The sequence below is a fragment of the Intestinimonas sp. MSJ-38 genome, assembly GCF_018917925.1.
In the GTDB taxonomy this organism is placed as follows: domain Bacteria; phylum Bacillota; class Clostridia; order Oscillospirales; family Butyricicoccaceae; genus Pseudobutyricicoccus.
On sequence record NZ_JAHLPO010000016.1, the window covers coordinates 1 to 19,111 of the forward strand.

The following is a 19,111-nucleotide window of genomic DNA, read 5'->3' on the forward strand; positions in this document are numbered from 1 at the left end:
CCCATCGCTATGTTATGCGGTATTAGCACATCTTTCGATGTGTTATCCCCCACTGAAAGGCAGGTTCCTCACGCGTTACTCACCCGTCCGCCACTAAGCATTCCCATCCATTGACCGAAATCTCTGTCAGGGGTGCTCCGTTCGACTTGCATGTGTTAGGCATGCCGCCAGCGTTCATCCTGAGCCAGGATCAAACTCTCTAAAAAATTATTCATCAAGCACCGAAGTGCCTCATGCCTTTTTAGAGCTGTTTATCTCAGCTTAAAACCTTGTTGTTTCAAAAGTACTCACTTTTGAAACTCAAATAAATCTCTCAGGGTCCTTGTCTCTTTTGGCGTTGTTTAATTTACAATGTGCTAATTTGTCTTGCACCCTTCGCTCGGGATCGTGTCCCTCACTGTGATGCCTGATTATCTTACCACACTCACTCGCGTTTGTCAACTACTTTTTTCAAGGTTTCTTTCGGATTCAACCGAGAACCGTTGATTTCGTTGGCGTCCTGCGAAGTGCAGCTTGATAATTTTATCAGATCTGAATCTCTTTGTCAAGAACTTTTTTCGAAGTTCTTGACCAGTTTTCCGATCCTCACCGTCCCTCGCGGGACAGCTTGGTTAGTATATCGCTTTTTTCTCCTTTTGTCAACACTTTTCTCCATCTTTTTTGCTTTTCTTTTTGCGTGGCCTGAAAAGGCTCTGTTTCTCATTATTATATATATTATATGCTTTTCCATCCCCTTCCACAGAATGTATATATCTCCTATATATTACTAATTGTTTTTAGATAATTTGCTACCAAATCCTACTATATGTGATATTGTTTGCCAGCGTCTGCTATGCTATTGTACTATATGCGCAGAATATTTTCCCAGATCCCTTTATTCTTTCTATTCTTTATTGTTGATAAAATACCGAGGAGAGAGTGAACATGAACAGCAAGACCACCGTGATTATTGCAGATGACAGTGTTGAATTTCTCAGTCTTTTGGCTGGCCAGCTGGAGGAGGATCCCCGCGTTCAGGTGATTGGCCGGGCCGGCAACGGCGAAGAGCTGGTCGCTTTGGTGCAGCAGCTCCATCCCGATGTGGTAGTGACCGACACCGTTTTAGCCAAATTGGACGGTCTTGCGGCGCTGCGTCAAATTGCCGCGTTGCCTGAGAAGTGTCCGCTTTTTATTGTAACTCCTTCCTTTTCCAGTCCCCAGATCCTGGCCGAGGCTTCCGCTCTGGGCGCTCAGCACTTTATGCCCAAACCTTTTGACATATCTGTGCTTTTGCAGCGAATCTGCCAACCCACTCCCCAACCGGCCAACACCGACATTACCCTCTTGGTTACTGAAGCCATGCATCAGTTGGGAGTTCCTGCTCATATTCTGGGGCACCGCTATCTGCGTGAAGCCATTGTCATGACCATACAGAATACCGATGTGATCCACGCAGTGACCAAGGAGCTTTATCCCACTGTGGCCAAGCGCCACTCCACCACCGGTTCCCGTGTGGAGCGGGCCATCCGTCATGCCATCGAATCCGCCTGGGACCGGGGCGATTTAAACGCCGTGCAAGAATATTTCGGCGCCACCATCTCCGGCAGCAGAGGCAAACCTACCAACAGTGAATTCATTTCTATGGTAGCCGATCATTTGCGCTTGAAGATCCACCAGGCTGGATGATTTTCCCGTTGACAGCAAAAAACGCCGCCAATCCATGATTGTGCGGCGTTTCTCTTTGTATCGTTTTCTGTATTTAAGAACGGAGTTTCTGGCAGTACTGGGCACAAAGCTTGTCGGTACATTCGCAGCACTGCAATGCAGCGTTTGAAACGACTGGAAAAAACTTCTGCGATCCCAGAGGCACCTTATTTTTGATGGGGATAATCTGAAGGGTCATGTCCACCACCCACACACCCCACAAAAGGTGCAGAAGGGAAAACTCTTTGAAAAAATTCATCCCATCCAGAACCGTGAAGAAATCCCGCCGGAATAGATACATGAATAGGCAAATCACAAAAATCACACAGCGTCCAATCAGCCGACCTATATAAACCTTTCGTGTTTCAGACATGGCATCTCCTCTCCCTGGAGCAAAACAAAATCCGGCCAAGTGCGATAAAAAAAGTGGCCCCTACCACTTTAACCTATTATAATATATCACGCTCAAAAGATACAAGAGAAAATATCAGTCAAATTGAGGACCTCTACAAACACGCCATTGGGCAAAAATAAAAAAGCAGCTGCTTTTGCAGCTGCTTTTTATGCTGGTGGAGACGAGGGGAATCGAACCCCTGTCCGAAAACCGATCCACAGGTCCTTCTCCGGGCGCAGACGATCTTTTACATTCCCGCAGGGCAACGCCGCTCGTCAGGCTTTATCCATTGGTAGCTTCATGATGCATGGCACGCTCAAAGCTTTGCGTACTCACGGACGCCACTAATCCACGCCCTCATCCGGCTCGTGGCCCTTCCGGCGAGGACGGCCGCCTTTAATTAGGCAGCGTAAGCTACTTTAGAGTTGTTGTTTAATTTATAAACTGCACATTTTAAAGAGGGTATGCGCCTCTGCCCGCTAAACCTGTTTCAGAGTCCCCGTCGAAACCTTGGCGTCCCCAAAACAAAATCACAACTCTCTGAGCGGATGCTACCGCCGCTCTTTCATGGTCCGGTCAATCTCCCGCTGGGCATCCCGCCGGGCGATGCTCTCCCGCTTATCGTGGAGCTTTTTGCCCTTGCACAGCCCAATGGAAATCTTCACACGGGACCGCTTCAAATAGACCGACAAAGGAATCAGGGCGTAACCATCCTTTTTCACCAGCCCATACAGCCGGAGGATCTCCCTTTTGTGCATCAGAAGGCGGCGAGGGCGCATGGGATCTTTATTAAAGATATTCCCCTGCTCATAAGGGCTGATGTGCATCCCCAGAACAAACAATTCCCCGTCTTTGACGCTACAATAGGAATCTTTCAGGTTGAGCCGGCCGGCCCGAATGGATTTCACCTCGGTGCCCGCCAGGGATATACCCGCTTCGTAGGTCTCTTCCACAAAAAAGTCATGCCGCGCTTTTTTGTTCTGCGCCAGCAGTTTTGTCCCGTCGGCCATTGCGCGGCCCCCTTTCTGTCTCTTTTTATGCTACCACGGAGAAAGCTTTCTGTAAAGTGACAACTGTGTTACAAATTTCTCCCCTTTTCTCCGCCCTTGCGCCGCAAGGCCCGGGCTGTTATACTAAAATCGTCTGGTGGAAGGGATGTTTTACCGGGAATTTATTTCTTCTTTTTCCCCGGCTTACAAACGCGCCCTATCCTGTCAGAGCATGATCCATAGAATAAAGGAAGTGACTTCATGCCCACTCATTATGCCCATATTGTTTTTGGCCGCAAGGTGCTCCAGGCCCTGCCGGAGGATCTGGCCAAAAAGGTATCGGCCGATCAGGCCGCCTTTTATGTGGGGCTTCACGGCCCCGACCCCCTGTTTTATTACCATCCCCTCACCCCCAATGCCGTCTCCCGTCTGGGAAACGCCATCCACGATGAACCGGGCACCGTCTTTTTTGAAAAGGCCCGCTCTGTAATGCATACCATGGCCACGCCCTCCCGCCGCAGCTATCTGGCCGGTTTTTTGTGCCATTATATGCTGGATTCCCGGTGCCATCCCTATATTGACGGCCACCTCAGCCTGTCCCATCACCTGATCGAAACCGAGCTGGACCGGGCGTTGATGGAAAAAGAACGGCTGACGCCCGGGGTATTTGACCCCTTACAGCATATTCAGCCCAGCCGCTCTCTGGGCCTTGTCATCGAACCTTTCTACCCGGGCACCACCGCCCGGCAGTGGCAGACCTGCCTTTCCTCCATGAAAAAAATTTGCCGTGTGCTCTCCAATCCCTCGGCACCTCTTCAGAGGATTTTACTGGGTGGAATGCGTCTGGGCGGGCTGTATGACAAATTTCACGGCCTGATCCTTCGTCCCCAGCCCTATCCGGCCTGTCTGGAAACCAGCCGGGTGCTGATGGAGCTTCTGGAGGGCGAAGTGGCAGAGACCGCTTCCCAGATAGCCCTGTTCCTCGAGGCCCTGGACAATGGCGACGCCTTCTCTTCCCGGCTGAACCTCACCTTTGGAGGAGACGCCCTATGAAAAACCGGGACCGCCTGACTCCCCTGGAACGCAGCTGGGTTTTATATGATGTGGGCAACTCGGCCTTTGTGCTGATGGCCTCCACCATCATGCCCATCTTTTTCAAAAACCTCACCTCCGCCGCCGGAGTGGCCGACCACGACGCCACCGCCTATTGGAGCTATACCGCCGCCTTCTGTACGCTGGTAGTGGCTTTCCTGGGCCCCACCCTGGGGGCTCTGGCCGACACCAAAGGTTTTAAAAAGCCCCTTTTTACCGCCATGCTGGCTTTGGGCGCGGCGGGCTGCCTGGCCTTGCCCATGCCTCTGGGCTGGATGGGATTTCTGGTGCTGTTCATCCTGGCCAAGATCGGTTTTTCCGGCAGTCTGGTGTTTTATGACGCCATGCTCTCCGATGTGACCGAAGACAGCCGTATGGACATGGTATCCTCCAAGGGTTATGCCTGGGGATATCTGGGCAGCTGCCTTCCCTTTGTCCTTTGCCTGGCCCTGATCCTGACGGCCGAGCAAACCGGCTTAGGCACGGCCACCGCCACCGGTATTGCCTTTTTGATCACCGCCCTGTGGTGGATCGGCTGTTCCCTGCCTTTGCTGAAAAACTACCAGCAGGTCCACTTTGTTCCCCGGGCCCCTGGTGCGGTAAAGGAAAGTCTCCGCCGTCTGGGGCGCACCCTGCGGGACATCCGCAAGGAAAAAAAGATCTTTTGGTTCCTGCTGGCCTTTTTCTTCTATATTGACGGGGTCTATACCATTATTGACCTGGCCACCTCTTACGGCAAGGATGTGGGCATCTCCGACACCAACCTGGTGCTGGCCCTGCTTCTGACCCAGGTGGTAGCATTTCCCTGTTCCCTGTTTTTCGCCAAGCTCTGCCGCCGCTACAAGCCGGAAAACCTGATCCAGGTCTGTATTCTGGGTTATTTCTTTGTGACGGTATTTGCCCTACAGCTGGACCGCGCCTGGGAATTCTGGTTCCTGGCCGTGTGTGTGGCAGTGTTCCAGGGTACCATTCAGGCCCTGTCCCGCTCCTACTACGCCAAGATTATTCCCAAAGAGCGTTCGGCGGAATTTTTCGGTTTCTTCGATATCTTTGGAAAAAGCGCCTCCTTTACCGGCGCTATGATCATGGGATTCTCCACCCAGCTGTTCAACACCTCCCGGGCCGGCGTGGCCGCGCTCTCCCTTCTGTTTCCTCTGGGGCTTCTGCTGCTGCGCAAAGCGATGAAGATCCCCTCCCGTCAATAACCCTTATCATAAAAAGAACTGCCTCCAGGCAGTTCTCAGACTGTCGAAAAACCTATATAACGAAAAGGGTCGTCCGCCCTACCCCTATAAATCCGCAAAAAGCCGCGACCTGTGCGTGGCTTTTTGCACTTCTCAAGGGGCAAGTGTGCGCCAAAGGCGTGCATACAGCCCCTTGCAAAAACTCGAAAAAGTGGCCTAAGCCACTTTTTCGACACGCTCAGAACTGCCTCCAAGCAGTTCTTTTTTTATTTCAGCTCTTCTCGTTCCTGCTCTGTGAGAAGGTGAAGTTTACCGTAGACTCCATCATACCCCGGTTCCCAGCACACCTTTCCCTCTCTCAGGTTCAAAAGCCCTTGAGCCACACAGGCCCCGGCCACTTTCTCCACATCCTCTATTTTGGCCTGACGCAGAATGAAAAACTCCGGCCCCAACTGACAAAGCAAGCTTTCATACAGCCGCTTCACCTTCACCGATGTAACTCCCACCCCTAAAGAGGCGGCAATGGTCTCCGGCAAAGGAGCCAGGCTCTCATAGGGGGCCATGTCTGCTTTTCCAGCGCCGGACAGCTCCAGCACCCGGTGGCACACCCCCACCGTCATCTTTTTGCCGCACACCGGGCAAATGTTGCCCCGTTTTTCCCCTTCCTCCGGCGCCATGGACACCCCGCAGGCCCGGTGGCCATCCCAGTGGTATTTGCCCTCCTGGGGAAAAAATTCAATGGTGCCCCGCCATCCACTTTCCTCCCCTTGACGGATGGCGTCCAGCAAATTCTGATAAGACAGATCGATCTCCAGGAGACTGGCCTCCCGCCCCAGTTTTCCCGGGGAATGGGCATCAGAGTTGGAAATAAGCCGCAGCCCTTCAAGGGCAGACACACCGGCATTCATAGGCGGGTCAGAAGAAAGGCCGGTCTCTATGCCATGGATATGCCCCGCCAGATCGCCGAAGCACTCTTCCAAAGTGGAAAAGGCAGAAAAGGCCCCGAACATGGAAAAATGGGGCGTCCAGATATGGGCCGGAATCAGCTCTCCTTCCGGGGATGTGTCCAGCAGAATCCCCAGCAGATCCTCACTGTCCAGTTTGAGAATGGGACGGCCGTCGGCATTCAGATTCCCCACCTGGGAAAGCCTCTCCGAAAGCTCCTCCCCCTTTTCCAAAGAGGGCAACAGCAGCAGATTATGAACCTTTCGGGTCTTTCCGTCCCTTTTATAAATGGAGCTGATTTCTCCGGTGACCACAAACCGAGGACTTTCTCCCTCATCCAGCAAACGGTAGGGCTTTTTCAGCACATAAAGCCCTTCTTCGGCGGGCTCCAGTTTTTCTCTCAGTTCCATTCTCCATGCCGGGTGGGTAAAATCCCCCGTCCCCACAAGGCCGATCCCCTTCTTCCGGGCCCACAGATCCAGATGCTCCAGATCTCCATCCCGGCTGGTGGCCCGGCTGTAACGGGAATGGATATGCAGATCGGCAATGACCACAGTCTCCCCTCCTTTGGAGCCTATTATAGCCCTTTTTCCACGATGGCGCATTGTGAATATTTAAACGCCATGTTGATATAATATACATTTTTCTCAAAAACCCCTTTTCATCTTGCGCAATCTGATGATTGCATATTCATGCATATAGTCGTAAACAAGCGAAGGTTTTACTCATGTACTGCGACGGCATCATGATCCGCACCTTTGACCAGCAGGAAGTGGAAGACCTGGCCAAATATGGCTCCATCCCCGTGATCAACGGTCTCACCGACATGGCTCACCCCTGCCAGGTGCTGGCTGACCTGATGACCATCCGGGAGCACAAGGCCAAGCTGGAAGGATTGAAGATCTGCTGCATCGGCGACGGCAACAACATGGCAAACTCCATCATCGTAGGCGGCTTGAAATGCGGCATGGATGTCTCCATCGCCTGTCCCGCTTCCTATCAGCCCCATCCCGATGTGCTGGCCTATGCCGAAACGGTGACCGATGCCAAATTTGTCATGACCCAGGACCCCATGGAAGCGGCCAAGGACGCCGATGTGATCTTCACCGATGTGTGGGCCTCCATAGGCCAGGAGCAGGAAAAGGCCCAGCGGGAACAGGCCTTTGCCGGTTTCCAGGTGAACAGCGAAATGATGAAGGTGGCCAAACCCGACTGCATGATCCAGCATTGCCTGCCCGCTCACCGGGGCGAAGAGATCACCGAAGAAGTCTTCGAAGGCCATGCCCAGGAGATCTTCGACGAAGCGGAAAACCGTCTCCATGCCCAGAAGGCCGTCATGGCTCTTCTGATGGGCTAAAATCCGCCTTGACAAGCCTCCCCACCGGTGATATAGTGTCCTTATTAAATCGGCTTTGACGAAGACGAAACCGCAAAGCACCGTTCAGAGAGGGATGCATTTTGCTGCGAGCATCCTGCGGCGGCCGCGGCCTGACCACTTCCGAGCTGCCCGCGACATAAGCGGGACGGGTCCTCCCGTTACAGAGGTCACAAGCGGCGCCTTTGGCGCAAGCAGGGTGGAACCGTGGGACTTTTCAAAGCCTCACCCCTGAAAAATTTCAGGGGTGAGGCTTTTTTTGTTTTTCATTCATTATCCGCCGCCCCGCAAAAGGAGGAATTTTGCCATGAGCGAAAACCAGAACGACCAGTACACCTTTGAAAACGAAGAATACCGCAAGACCTATTGGCACACCTGCTCCCACATCCTGGCCCAGGCCATGAAGCGGCTGCATCCGGAAGTGAAGCTGGCCATCGGTCCTGCCATCGACAACGGCTTCTACTATGACTTTGATATGCCTGAACCCTTCTCCGAGGATCAGCTTTCCGAGCTGGAAGCCGAGATGCGGAAGATCTGCAAGGAAAAGCTGAAGCTGGAGCGGTTCGAGCTGCCCAGGGAAGAGGCCATCCGCTTCATGGAGGAAAAAGGCGAGCCTTACAAAGTGGAGCTGATCCAGGATCTGCCGGAGGACGAAGTGATCTCCTTCTACAAGCAGGGCGAGTTCACCGATCTGTGCGCCGGCCCCCATGTGGACTCTACCGGCCGCATCAAAGGCAACGCCATCAAGCTCACCGCCTGCAACGCCGCCTACTGGCGTGGCGACAGCAGCCGTCAGACCCTGCAGCGGATCTACGGCGTGGCCTTCCCCAAGAAAGATGAGCTGGACGCCTATCTGGCCAAGATCGAAGAGGCCAAGCGGCGGGATCACCGGAAACTGGGCAAAGAGCTGGGCCTGTTCATGATGACCGAGGAAGGCCCCGGCTTCCCCTTCTTCCTGCCCAAGGGCATGGTGCTGAAAAACACTCTGCTGGATTACTGGCGTGAGTGCCACAAGCGCTATGGCTATGTGGAGATCTCCACCCCCATCATCCTCAACCAGGAGCTGTGGCATCGTTCGGGCCACTGGGATCATTACAAAAATAATATGTACACCACCAAGATCGACGGAGAGGATTACGCCGTCAAGCCCATGAACTGCCCCGGCGGCATGCTGGTGTATAAGAACCAGCCCCATTCCTACCGTGATCTGCCTCTGCGCATGGCCGAACTGGGCCTGGTGCACCGTCACGAGCTGTCCGGCGCTCTCCACGGTCTGTTCCGTGTGCGCTGCTTCACCCAGGACGACGCCCACATCTTCATGACCCGCGACCAGATGAAGGAAGAAATCAAAAATGTGGTGCGGCTGTTTGACGAGATCTACTCCACCTTCGGCCTGACCTATCGCATCGAGCTGTCCACCATGCCGGAGGACCACATGGGCGAAGAAGAAGTGTGGCATTTTGCCGAGGACACCCTCCAGGCCGCCATCCAGGAGATGGGCAAGGACTTTGTCATCAACGCCGGCGACGGCGCCTTCTATGGCCCCAAGCTGGACTTCCATCTGGCCGACTCCCTGGGACGCACCTGGCAGTGCGGCACCATCCAGCTGGACTTCCAGATGCCCGAGCGGTTTGATCTGGAATATGTGGGCGAAGACGGCCACAAGCACCGTCCCGTCATGATCCACCGGGCTCTGCTGGGTTCCATCGAGCGGTTCATCGGCGTCATCACCGAGCATTTTGCCGGCGCTTTCCCCACCTGGCTGTCTCCTGTGCAGGTGAAGGTGCTGCCCATCACCGACCGGACTCACGAGTATTCCGTCCAGGTGATGGAGAAGCTCACCGCCATGGGCCTGCGCTGTGAGCTGGACGACCGCAGCGAAAAGATCGGCTACAAGATCCGGGAAGCTCAGCTGGAGAAGATCCCCTATATGCTGGTGCTGGGCGACAAGGAAGCGGAAAGCGGCCAGGTGGCCGTCCGCAGCCGGAAAACCGGCGAGACTCAGGTGATGAGCCTGGAAGAGTTCATGGAGAAGATCGGCGAAGAAGTAAAGACCCGGGCCATGTAATAGTTTTTCGGGAAAGCGGCAAAAGTCACTTTTTTGACACACTCAATCCCCCAAAGGCGCTGCCTTTGGGGGATTTTTTCATAGTTTACTCCATTTTCTCATAGACTTTTCTGAGAAAACAGAAAAGCGAGGGACTGAAAATGGATCTGTTCTGGCAGCAATTTGACAAAATCAGCGCCTTTTTGTGGGACCCCTTCCTTCTTTTGGCTCTGGGAGGTGCTGGGGTATTTTGCACTCTCCGCTTCAACTTTGTGCAGCTGCGGGGCTTTTTCCCCGCCTGCCGTCAGGTGTTTCACGGGGCCTTTTCCCAGAAGGCCTCCCAGGATGGCATGAGCTCCTTCAGCGCGCTGATGACTGCCGTAGCCGCCCAGGTAGGCACCGGCAATCTGGCGGGTGCGGCGGCAGCCATTGCCGTGGGCGGTCCGGGAGCGGTGTTCTGGATGTGGGTCAGCGCCTTCTTTGGCATGGCCACCGCCTTTGGTGAGGCAGTACTGGCCCAGAAATTCCGGCGGAAGGTGGACGGCACCGTCACCGGTGGGCCGGTCTATTACATCAAGGCCGCCTTTCCCGGCCTGGGCGGACGGCTGCTGGCGGTGATTTTTGCCTTTCTGGTGGTATTCTCCATGGGCTTTGTAGGGGCCATGGTCCAGTCCAACGCCATCGGGGAATCCTTTCAGGCCGCTTTCGGCATGCCCCCGCTGTATACCGGCATCGCTGTGGCGCTTTTGTGCTTTGTGTCCTTTTCCGGCGGCATCCGCCGTCTGGCCGCCCTTACCGGGCGTCTGGTGCCTGTGATGGCCCTGTTTTATATGCTAGGTTCTGCTTTTGTCCTGTTCCGCTTCCGTGAAAACCTTCTCCCCGCCCTTTCCTCGATTTTTGTGGGTGCCTTTGCTCCCCAGTCCCTGGCCGGTGGCATCGTCGGCGTCACCGCCAAAAAAGTCATGCGCCTGGGGCTGGCCCGGGGGCTTTTCTCCCACGAAGCCGGAGTGGGCTCCACCCCTCATGCCCACGCGGTGGCCCGGGTGGAGCATCCGGTGCAGCAAGGGTATGTGGCTATGCTGGGGGTTTTTATCGACACCTTTGTGATCTTGACCCTCACCGCCCTGGTGATCCTGGTCACCGGTGTCCTCACCCCCGATGCCTCTCTCACCGGCGCAGCCCTGACTCAGGCCGGTTTTTCGGCGGTGCTGGGAAAATGGGGCGGTCCCTTTATCGCCTTGTGCATCTTCTTTTTTGCTTTCTCCTCCCTTCTGGGTTGGTATTTTTTCGGCGCAGCCAATGCCCGGTATCTCTTTGGAAAGCTGGGGATCGCTCCTTACCGGCTGGGGGTGTGCCTGTGCGTTTTTCTGGGCGCTTTGATGGATGTGGGAAAGATGTGGGAGCTGGCCGATCTGTGCTGCGGCCTGATGGCCCTGCCCAACTTGGCGGCCCTTTTGGCCCTCAGCGGCCTTTCCGCTTCCCTTTTGCGGGAATACCGGAGGAGATAATGGCAGTTTATCCGGGAGATAGTGGCTTTCCCTTGCCATTTTTCCAAAATACTGATATAATATTGACGCATTTTACGAATATGCGTCAATTTATGGAGCGATAAGAGGGATATAATATGGCAAACGACAAAAAAATGGTGCGGGAAATCACCCCCATGGATGAAGACTTCGCCCAGTGGTATACCGACATCGTAAAAAAAGCCGAACTGATCGACTATTCCAGCATGCGTGGCTGCGTCATCATGCGCCCCTATGCCCAGGCCATCTGGGAAAACATTCAGAAGATCTTTGACGGCATGATCAAAGAGACCGGCCATGAGAATGTGGCAATGCCCATTTTCATTCCCGAATCCCTGCTGAACAAGGAAAAGGACCATGTGGAAGGCTTTGCTCCCGAAGTGGCCTGGGTCACCCATGGCGGCAGCGAAAAGCTGGAGGAGCGGTTGTGCGTCCGCCCCACTTCCGAGACTCTGTTCTGCGAGCACTACGCCCACATCATCCAGTCCTGGCGTGACCTGCCCAAGCTGTACAACCAGTGGTGCAGCGTGGTGCGGTGGGAAAAGACCACCCGCCCCTTCCTGCGCACCCGGGAATTCTGGTGGCAGGAGGGCCACACCGCCCACGCCACCGAAGAGGACGCCCGGAAGGAAACCCTGGACATCCTGGACCTGTATGAAAAGCTGGCAACCGAATATCTGTGCATGCCGGTGATCAAGGGCCGGAAAACCGATCGGGAGAAGTTTGCCGGCGCTATGGAGACCTACACCATTGAGGCCATGATGCACGATGGCAAGGCTCTGCAGAGCGGCACTTCCCACTATTTCGGCGACGGTTTTGCCAAAGCCTTCGGTGTGCAGTACACCGACAAGGAAAACAAGCTCCAGTATGTCCATCAGACTTCCTGGGGCATCTCCACCCGCCTCATCGGCGGCATCATCATGACCCACGGCGACAACGAAGGCCTGGTTCTGCCCCCGGCCATCGCTCCCATCCAGGTGGTCATCGTGCCGGTGGCCGCCCACAAGCCCGGCGTGCTGGAAAAGGCCGCCGAGATTGCTGAAACACTGAAAAAGGCCGGCCTGCGGGTCAAGCTGGACGACAGCGACCAATCCCCCGGCTGGAAATATGCCCAGTACGAGATGAAGGGCGTGCCCCTCCGTCTGGAAATCGGGCCCCGGGATATTGAAAACGGCAACTGCGTACTGGTGCGCCGTGACAACCGGGAAAAGACCGTGGTGGCTCTGGACAATCTGGTGGAGAGCACCCAGCAGATGCTGAAGGACTTCGCCAAGGCCATCTACGAAAAGGCCAAGGCCAATCTGGAAGGCAACATCACCCCGGCCCACAACATCCAGGAGATGAAGGACATCCTGCAAAAGCGCGTAGGCTTTGTCAAGGCCATGTGGTGCGGCGACGAGCATTGCGAAGAGGTCATCAAAAACGAAACTGGCATGCCCTCCCGCTGCATCCCCTTTGAGCAGGAGCACATCGACGATGTGTGCCCCGTCTGCGGCAAGCCTGCCAAGTATATGGTGATCTTCGGCATTGCCTATTGATCCCTCGAAAAAGCAGAAAAAGCGCCCGGAAATTCCGGGCGCTTTTTTGGGCGTTTTGCATAAAATCTGTTTTCCTTCCCAAAATAAGAAACAAACGGCCTTCGGCCTGCGTCTAAAAGAATACTATGACAAAAAGAAAGGATTTTATCTATGAAACGATGGCTGGCGCTTTGCCTTTGTGCCCTTTTCGCTTTCCCTTTCTGGGGCTGCACCCAGAAGGAGAGCAGCACCGATCAAACCCCCGATCAGCTTCTGGAAAGCATGAAAACCGCTGTGGGAGAAGAAAATCTGCCCATGCTTGAGGCGGGAGATGAAACTTTGCTGCAAAGCTTCTACGGTCTTTCCCCCGATGACCTCACATCCTACGCCTGGGAACTTGCCGCAACCAATGTGCAGGCCGACGAATTCTTTGTGGCTCAGGTGAAAGAAGGGCACATGGACGCTGTGCGCAGCGCCATCGAAAAACGGCAGGCCGATCTGGAAAGCACCTGGAAGCAGTATCTGCCCGAGGTGTATGACACGGTGAAAGACAGCCGCACTGTGGAAAAAGGAGATTTCATCCTTTATGTGGTCTCTCCCCAGGCTGACGAGGCCGTAGCGGCTTTTGAAAAGGCATTCTAACCGGCGGGCCGGGTCACCCCGGCCCCTTCTTTTTTTGAAAAAATCCAAGTAGGAGCGTTGGAGCGATGGTTTTCAGCAGCATACTCTTTTTGTTTCTCTATTTGCCCCTGACTCTGGGCATCTATTACATAACACCCCGCCGATGGCGGAACCTGGCCCTTCTGGTTCTCAACCTGATCTTCTATGGCTGGGGCGAGCCCATTTATGTGCTCATCATGATCTTCTCCATTTTGGTGGATTACAGCCATGGCCTGCTCATTGCCCGCCACCGGGAAAACGACCGGTTCTGCCGGAAAGTAGTGGCCAGCTCGGTGATCATCAACCTGGGGCTTTTGGTCTTTTTCAAGTACTATGACTTTATCGTCACCAATCTCCGGGCTGTGTTCCCCGCCCTGAGCTTTCTGGAGCCCCTGGGTCTGGGGCTGCCCATCGGCATTTCCTTCTACACCTTCCAGACCATGTCCTATACCATCGATGTCTACCGGGGAGACGCCCGGGCCCAGAAGGACATCGTGTCCTTCGGCACCTTCGTCACCCTGTTCCCCCAGCTGATCGCTGGCCCCATCGTCAAATATAAGGATGTGGACGACCAGCTGCGGGAGCGCCGGGAAAGCGTGGAGCAGTTTGCCCAGGGTGTACAGACCTTTGTGTGCGGCCTGGCAAAAAAGGTCCTGCTGGCCAACAACATCGGCGCCTTGTGGGAGATTTACAAAACCATGGACCCCTCTTCCCTTTCGGTGCTGGGAGCCTGGCTGGGCGTCCTGGCCTTTGCCTTCCAGATCTATTTTGACTTCTCCGGCTATTCCGACATGGCCATCGGCTTAGGGCGTATGTTGGGCTTTGAGTTCAAAATCAACTTTGACTATCCCTATATCTCCCGGAGCATCACCGAATTCTGGCGGCGCTGGCACATCTCCCTCAGCTCCTGGTTCCGGGAATATGTATATATCCCCCTGGGGGGCAACCGGAAAGGCCTGCTGAAAACCTATCGGAACATCTTCGTTGTGTGGATGCTCACCGGCATCTGGCATGGCGCTTCCTGGAACTATGTGTGCTGGGGCCTGTTCTTCGCCGTGCTTCTGATGGTGGAAAAGGCCTTCCTCCTTTCCCTTCTGAAAAAGGCCCCTGCCGCTTTGGGGCATATTTACACCCTGTTTCTAGTGCTCATCAGCTGGGCCTTGTTTGCCAATGAGGATATTTCCCGGGCCTTCGGCTATATCGGCGCCATGTTTGGCGGCGGAAACGGGCTGTGGGACAGCGCCAGTCTGTACCGGCTGGTCTCTTACCTGCCTCTGCTGCTGATTCTGGTCCTGGCCAGCCTGCCTTTGGGCAAAAAACTTTGGCTGCGGCTCAAGCCCTCCCATCGGTGGGGCGCGGCCATGGCCCTGTGTTTCCTGGGGCTTTTGCTGTCCACCGCCTATCTGGTGGACGCCTCCTATAACCCCTTCCTCTATTTCCGCTTTTAGGAGGATCGATTTATGAGCAAAAAACAATCCATTGCCCTGTGCGGGCTGTTCGTCCTTTTCGTTCTGGTGTGCGCCGTGCTCAATCTGTGCTGGCCCGACCGGGAGTTTTCCCCCATGGAAAACCGTACCCTGGCCCAGCGGCCGGACTTCTCCTGGAAGGGTCTTTTCTCCGGCGAGTGGACCCAGGACTTCGAGACCTACCTCACCGACCAATTCCCCCTGCGGGACACCTGGGTGGGCCTGAAATACATCTGCGAGCGGGCCATGCTCAAGCAGGAAAACAACGGCATCTATTTTGCCGGCGACCGGCTGATTGCCCGGTTTGATCCCCCGGATGAAACCCGGGTGGAACAAAACTTTGCCGCCATTGACGCCCTGGCCCAGAACACTGGCCTGCCCACCCGCTTTATGCTGGTGCCCACCAGTGCGTACATCTACCAGGATGAGCTGCCCGCAAACGCCCCCAGCTATGACCAGCAGCAGCTTCTGGATCGGGCTTCTCAGCTGCAGCAGGCGGAGAACATCCCGGTGGCCCAAGCCCTTCTGGACGCCCGGGAGGAATACATCTACTACCGCACCGACCACCACTGGACCACAAAGGGTGCTTATCTGGCCTACGAAGCCTATATGAAGGCCGCAGGACGGGAGGACGAGATTCTCACCCAGGAAGAGCTGGAGGCCGTCAAGCAAGAGACTCCGGACTTCTACGGCACCCTGTACAGCCAGGCGGGAGCACGCTTTTATGAGCCGGACACCATCACCTGGTATGATTTCCCCGGCCTGACCATGGAACAGCCGGGCAAGGAGCCTACCTCCATCTACGACCGCTCCTATCTGGATCAGAAGGACAAATACTCCCTGTTCTTCGGCGGAAACCCGCCGGCCCTCACCATCCGCAACGAAAACCAGGAGGCCCATGGCACTCTTCTGGTGGTCAAGGATTCCTTTGCCAACAGCCTGCTTCCCTATCTGGCGGAAAGCTACGAGGAGATCTATGTGTTCGATCCCCGGTATAACCGCACCCCCATCAGCGAATACGCCGCCCAATGCGGCGCCGATGAGATCCTGGTGCTCTATCAGACCGGAAACTTTGCCGAAGATGTGAATGTGGGGCTGCTCAGCCGCTAAAACCAAATATATGAAAAAGGCCTGCCGCCCTACCCCTATCAATCCGCAAAAAGCCGCGACCTGTGCGTGGCTTTTTGCACTTCTCAAGGGCGGGGCGCCCCGCTGGTCCGGTGGCCGGACGGCCATACTTTCTTTGCTTTTCTGCGTACAACCGGCCCAGCGCGGGAGCGCAGTATGGCTGTCCCGACACGGGGCCGGCTCGCCGCCAGCCCCTTGCAAAAACTCGAAAAAGTGGCCTAAGCCACTTTTTCGACACGCTCAGGCCTGCCGCAGTTTGCAGCAGGCCTTTGCTTTTCCTTAGCCTTGGGGAACTTCCACTTTCATTTCCCCATAGAATTTACCCTTGTCTCCCACTTCCACATAACCGGTGTAAGCGGCCGATTTTTCATCGGTGGAAATGTCTCCAGTCACCGACTGGCCCGTCACCGCTTTGTCGTCCCGGGGCAGCAGCCAGATGTCTTTCAGACTTCCCTGCTCCTGGGAAGTAATCTGGCCAGTGGCCTGGTTATAATACACGGTGCCTTCCAGGGTGAAAAAGACCCAGGGACCTTTGTCGCCGGTGCTCTGGCCGAACACGGCGGTCTGCTGTACCCGGCCCTTTTCGGCCTTCACCGTCTCATGCCAGGCTTTTGTGATGTTTTCCAGCACATAGCTTTGCACTTTGCCCCATTTTTCCGCCTTGGCCCAATCCTGGGTATCCTCCATCACCTTCTGGGTGATGTCCGCCCCTTGGGCATCCTGGAAGATGTAATTGTCCTGTTCTTCCTGGTAGAAGGGGCGAATCCATTGGAGAAAGGCTTCGTCCTCCTTTTCTCCGGCTGCATTGCGCCGCCAGAAGACCACACCTACCACGGCCACAACAGCCACCAGCACCACAGCCACCATCATTTTCTTTTTCATTTTTGCCCCTCCTTTGTCATTAAATTATTTTTTTATTTTATTATAGTATAACAGTACCCCCCCCGTCAATATTTGGAAATAAAAAACAGAGCCAAACTTGGCTCTGTTTTTTTGGTATTTTTGCCCTGTTTATTTGGTGTAGTTGTCGAAATAACCCTGCACCAGAACGATGGGAGTGCCCTTGTCGCCGCTGCCGGAAGTCAGATCGCACAGCGAGCCCACCAGATCGGTGAGACGGCGGGGTGTGGTGCCCTGAGAGACCATCTTGCCGGTGAGATCGGCATCCTTGTGCCGGATGTAATCGGAGATGGCGTCTTTCAGCTCCTGGCCCTCCAGATCGGCAAAGTCGTTGTCCGCCAGGTACTTCAGCTTGACTTCGTTGGGCTGACCCTCCAGGCCGGCGGTATAAGCGGGGGCCACCACCGGATCGGCCAGTTCCCAGATCTTGCCCACCGGATCTTTGAAAGCGCCGTCGCCGTAGATCATCACTTCCACATGCTTTCCGGTGCGTTCCTTCATCTGCTTCTGGATGCTTTCCACCACCGGAGCGCAGTTTCTGGGGAAGAGCTTGACCCGCTCCTCGGTGGCCTTGTTGGAGCCCAACAGACCGAACTGCTCGTTACAGCCACTGCCGTCCACCGGCTGGGTGAGGATCTCGTCCAGGCAATAGACGGTCTCGGCCCCGGCCTTCTGCAAAAGCCGCTTGGTGCGGGCCCGGGTATGAATATCGCAGCAAAGGACCTTTTTGGTATAGTCCAGAATGGTGCGGCAGTCGTTGGCCAGAATGACCTCCACCTCACAGCCACAGCTCTGGATCAGCTCTTTGTAATAAGCGATGTAGTCCACCCCGGTGAAGGTGTGGCGGGCCGGCCCGAACAGCTGATGGAATCGCTCTTCAGTGAGCACATCGGTCCAGGGGTTGATGCCCTTTTCGTCCAGAGCATCCAGATCCACCAGGTGATTTCCCACTTCATCGGAAGGATAGCTGAGCATGAGCACAATCTTTTTGGCGCCCATGGCAATGCCCTTGAGGCACATGGCAAAACGGTTACGGCTGAGGATAGGGAAAATCACACCCATGGTCTCCCCGCCGAATTTGCTCTTGATGTCCTGGGCGATCTGCTGCACGGTAGCATAGTTGCCCTGGGCCCGGGCTACCACCGCTTCGGTCACGGCAATGATATCCTGGTCATGAATCTGGAAGCCGCTGCTTTCCGCAGCGCTGAGCACGCTGTCCACTACGATCTTGCTGATGTCGTCCCCTTCCCGGATAATGGGGGCGCGGATGCCCCGGGAAACGGTTCCCACTAATCTTTCCACTGTATCATACTCCCTTTGTTTGTATTCCAGGTAATAAGTTGGTGTTCTTTTCCCCAACCATTTTATTATACAGGAAAAATGGGCTGGAAAAAAACCATTTTTTCGCTTTTCTTCCCCTTGGTGGAAAAGTTTACAATTAGAATATAACGAAATGCTTATCCTATTAGGATAAATACTATTTGTTTTCAAAGCAAAAGCCGTACCACTGTGGGTACGGCTTAGCAGATGATCAAAAACTGGACTTACGATCCGGCCTGGACCAGGGCCACGGGACGGGCTTCCTCCCAAGGCTGACGGGCCAGACTGTGAAGCACCAGCACACAGCCACGGACAACGGCATTGGTCTCTTCCTCATAGCTGTGCTTCTGGGCAGCAAATTCCCGCTGCTCGCTGAAAAATCGCTCCAAGGCGCCGCTGCGGGAAGGATACACATCTTCCATGGCCAGCTTTCCGGCCAGAGGCAGCTGCCGCTTCATCTGACGGCTTTGGCGCATTTCATACAGCATATGCTCTTTCAGGGTATACTGATCGTGGTGGATGTGCACCCGACAGAAACTATCGGCGGTATAGTGACAAATCTCCCCCAAGCGGAAACTCTGAACCAGCCGGCTCTTGGGACGCTTGGCCAAAAACCCTTCCACCCGGCTCACTGCTTCATTGATGTCGTGATAACCGGTGACGGCATTTTTCGCCAGATCGGGGAAAATGCTCCCAAAGGCGAAGACCACCGGGGACAGGCGAACCTGAAAACGCTCCCGAAGAACTCCGCTGACACGACGGGCAATGCGAATATGGGGAATGAGCAGCATTTTTTCTTCATCAGCTCCTAAAAGATTTTACAGGCCGGATCAAACCGGCGAAAGATTGAATGAAAGGCCATTCCTTTCATCTATCTATATCATA

General features: G+C 54.8%; 14 protein-coding genes, 1 rRNA gene, 1 other RNA gene and 1 pseudogene. 10 read left to right on the forward strand and 7 right to left on the reverse strand.

The window, feature by feature from the left end; translation table 11 throughout:
- Nucleotides 1–206: ribosomal RNA gene (locus tag KQI26_RS10430) — 16S ribosomal RNA — on the reverse strand; the annotation flags it as partial.
- 718 nt (nt 207–924) lie between these two features.
- Between KQI26_RS10430 and spo0A the strand changes: the two genes are divergently transcribed.
- Complete coding sequence (spo0A, locus tag KQI26_RS10435; RefSeq protein WP_216504367.1) at nt 925–1,665, forward strand: sporulation transcription factor Spo0A; 741 nt, start codon at nt 925–927, stop codon at nt 1,663–1,665.
- Between the two features lie 585 nt (nt 1,666–2,250).
- On the opposite strand, the gene ssrA is transcribed toward spo0A, so the two are convergent.
- Nucleotides 2,251–2,598: a transfer-messenger RNA gene (ssrA, locus tag KQI26_RS10440) on the reverse strand.
- Nucleotides 2,599–2,628: 30 nt separating this feature from the next.
- On the reverse strand, nt 2,629–3,087 hold the full coding sequence (smpB, locus tag KQI26_RS10445; protein ID WP_118428605.1) for an SsrA-binding protein SmpB: 459 nt from the start codon (nt 3,085–3,087) through the stop codon (nt 2,629–2,631).
- A gap of 240 nt (nt 3,088–3,327) precedes the next feature.
- Between smpB and KQI26_RS10450 the strand changes: the two genes are divergently transcribed.
- Both KQI26_RS10450 and KQI26_RS10455 read left to right on the forward strand, forming a co-directional pair.
- A complete protein-coding gene (locus tag KQI26_RS10450) occupies nt 3,328–4,119 on the forward strand; it encodes a zinc dependent phospholipase C family protein (protein ID WP_216504368.1) in 792 nt (263 codons plus the stop codon).
- Nucleotides 4,116–5,363: an MFS transporter gene (locus tag KQI26_RS10455; protein WP_216504369.1), complete on the forward strand. Its 1,248-nt coding sequence runs from the start codon at nt 4,116–4,118 to the stop codon at nt 5,361–5,363. The genes KQI26_RS10450 and KQI26_RS10455 overlap by 4 nt, the downstream gene beginning before the upstream one ends.
- 245 nt (nt 5,364–5,608) lie before the next feature.
- Here the strand turns inward: KQI26_RS10455 and KQI26_RS10460 are convergent, their stop codons facing one another.
- A complete protein-coding gene (locus KQI26_RS10460; RefSeq protein WP_216504370.1) occupies nt 5,609–6,841 on the reverse strand; it encodes an endonuclease Q family protein in 1,233 nt (410 codons plus the stop codon).
- A gap of 158 nt (nt 6,842–6,999) precedes the next feature.
- Between KQI26_RS10460 and argF the strand changes: the two are divergent.
- The 7 genes and pseudogenes from argF to KQI26_RS10495 all read left to right on the forward strand — a co-directional run.
- Nucleotides 7,000–7,644, forward strand: a pseudogene (argF, locus tag KQI26_RS10465) (ornithine carbamoyltransferase); the annotation flags it as partial.
- A 325-nt stretch (nt 7,645–7,969) separates the two neighbouring features.
- A complete protein-coding gene (gene thrS, locus KQI26_RS10470; RefSeq protein WP_216504372.1) occupies nt 7,970–9,730 on the forward strand; it encodes a threonine--tRNA ligase in 1,761 nt (586 codons plus the stop codon).
- Between the two features lie 140 nt (nt 9,731–9,870).
- Nucleotides 9,871–11,217 carry a sodium:alanine symporter family protein gene (locus KQI26_RS10475; protein ID WP_216504373.1) on the forward strand — a complete coding sequence of 449 codons (1,347 nt, stop codon included), beginning with the start codon at nt 9,871–9,873 and terminating at the stop codon, nt 11,215–11,217.
- Between the two features lie 116 nt (nt 11,218–11,333).
- Nucleotides 11,334–12,773 (forward strand): proline--tRNA ligase, encoded by a 1,440-nt coding sequence (proS, locus tag KQI26_RS10480; protein ID WP_118428618.1) that lies wholly within the window; start codon nt 11,334–11,336, stop codon nt 12,771–12,773.
- A 150-nt stretch (nt 12,774–12,923) separates the two neighbouring features.
- Nucleotides 12,924–13,394, forward strand: a complete 471-nt coding sequence (locus KQI26_RS10485) for a DUF4358 domain-containing protein (RefSeq protein WP_216504374.1) — start codon at nt 12,924–12,926, stop codon at nt 13,392–13,394.
- Between the two features lie 65 nt (nt 13,395–13,459).
- Nucleotides 13,460–14,860, forward strand: coding sequence for an MBOAT family protein (locus KQI26_RS10490; protein ID WP_118747345.1), 1,401 nt, complete (start codon nt 13,460–13,462; stop codon nt 14,858–14,860).
- 12 nt (nt 14,861–14,872) lie between these two features.
- Nucleotides 14,873–15,988, forward strand: coding sequence for a DHHW family protein (locus KQI26_RS10495; protein ID WP_216504375.1), 1,116 nt, complete (start codon nt 14,873–14,875; stop codon nt 15,986–15,988).
- A gap of 297 nt (nt 15,989–16,285) precedes the next feature.
- Here KQI26_RS10495 and KQI26_RS10500 read toward each other — a convergent pair whose 3' ends face one another.
- The 3 genes from KQI26_RS10500 to KQI26_RS10510 all read right to left on the reverse strand — a co-directional run bounded on the left by KQI26_RS10500 (nt 16,286) and on the right by KQI26_RS10510 (nt 19,017).
- A complete protein-coding gene (locus KQI26_RS10500) occupies nt 16,286–16,888 on the reverse strand; it encodes a hypothetical protein (RefSeq protein WP_216504376.1) in 603 nt (200 codons plus the stop codon).
- A gap of 129 nt (nt 16,889–17,017) precedes the next feature.
- A complete protein-coding gene (locus KQI26_RS10505; protein ID WP_118428623.1) occupies nt 17,018–18,208 on the reverse strand; it encodes a coenzyme F420-0:L-glutamate ligase in 1,191 nt (396 codons plus the stop codon).
- A gap of 242 nt (nt 18,209–18,450) precedes the next feature.
- Nucleotides 18,451–19,017 carry a zinc dependent phospholipase C family protein gene (locus KQI26_RS10510; protein WP_216504377.1) on the reverse strand — a complete coding sequence of 189 codons (567 nt, stop codon included), beginning with the start codon at nt 19,015–19,017 and terminating at the stop codon, nt 18,451–18,453.
- Nucleotides 19,018–19,111: the final 94 nt, after the last annotated feature.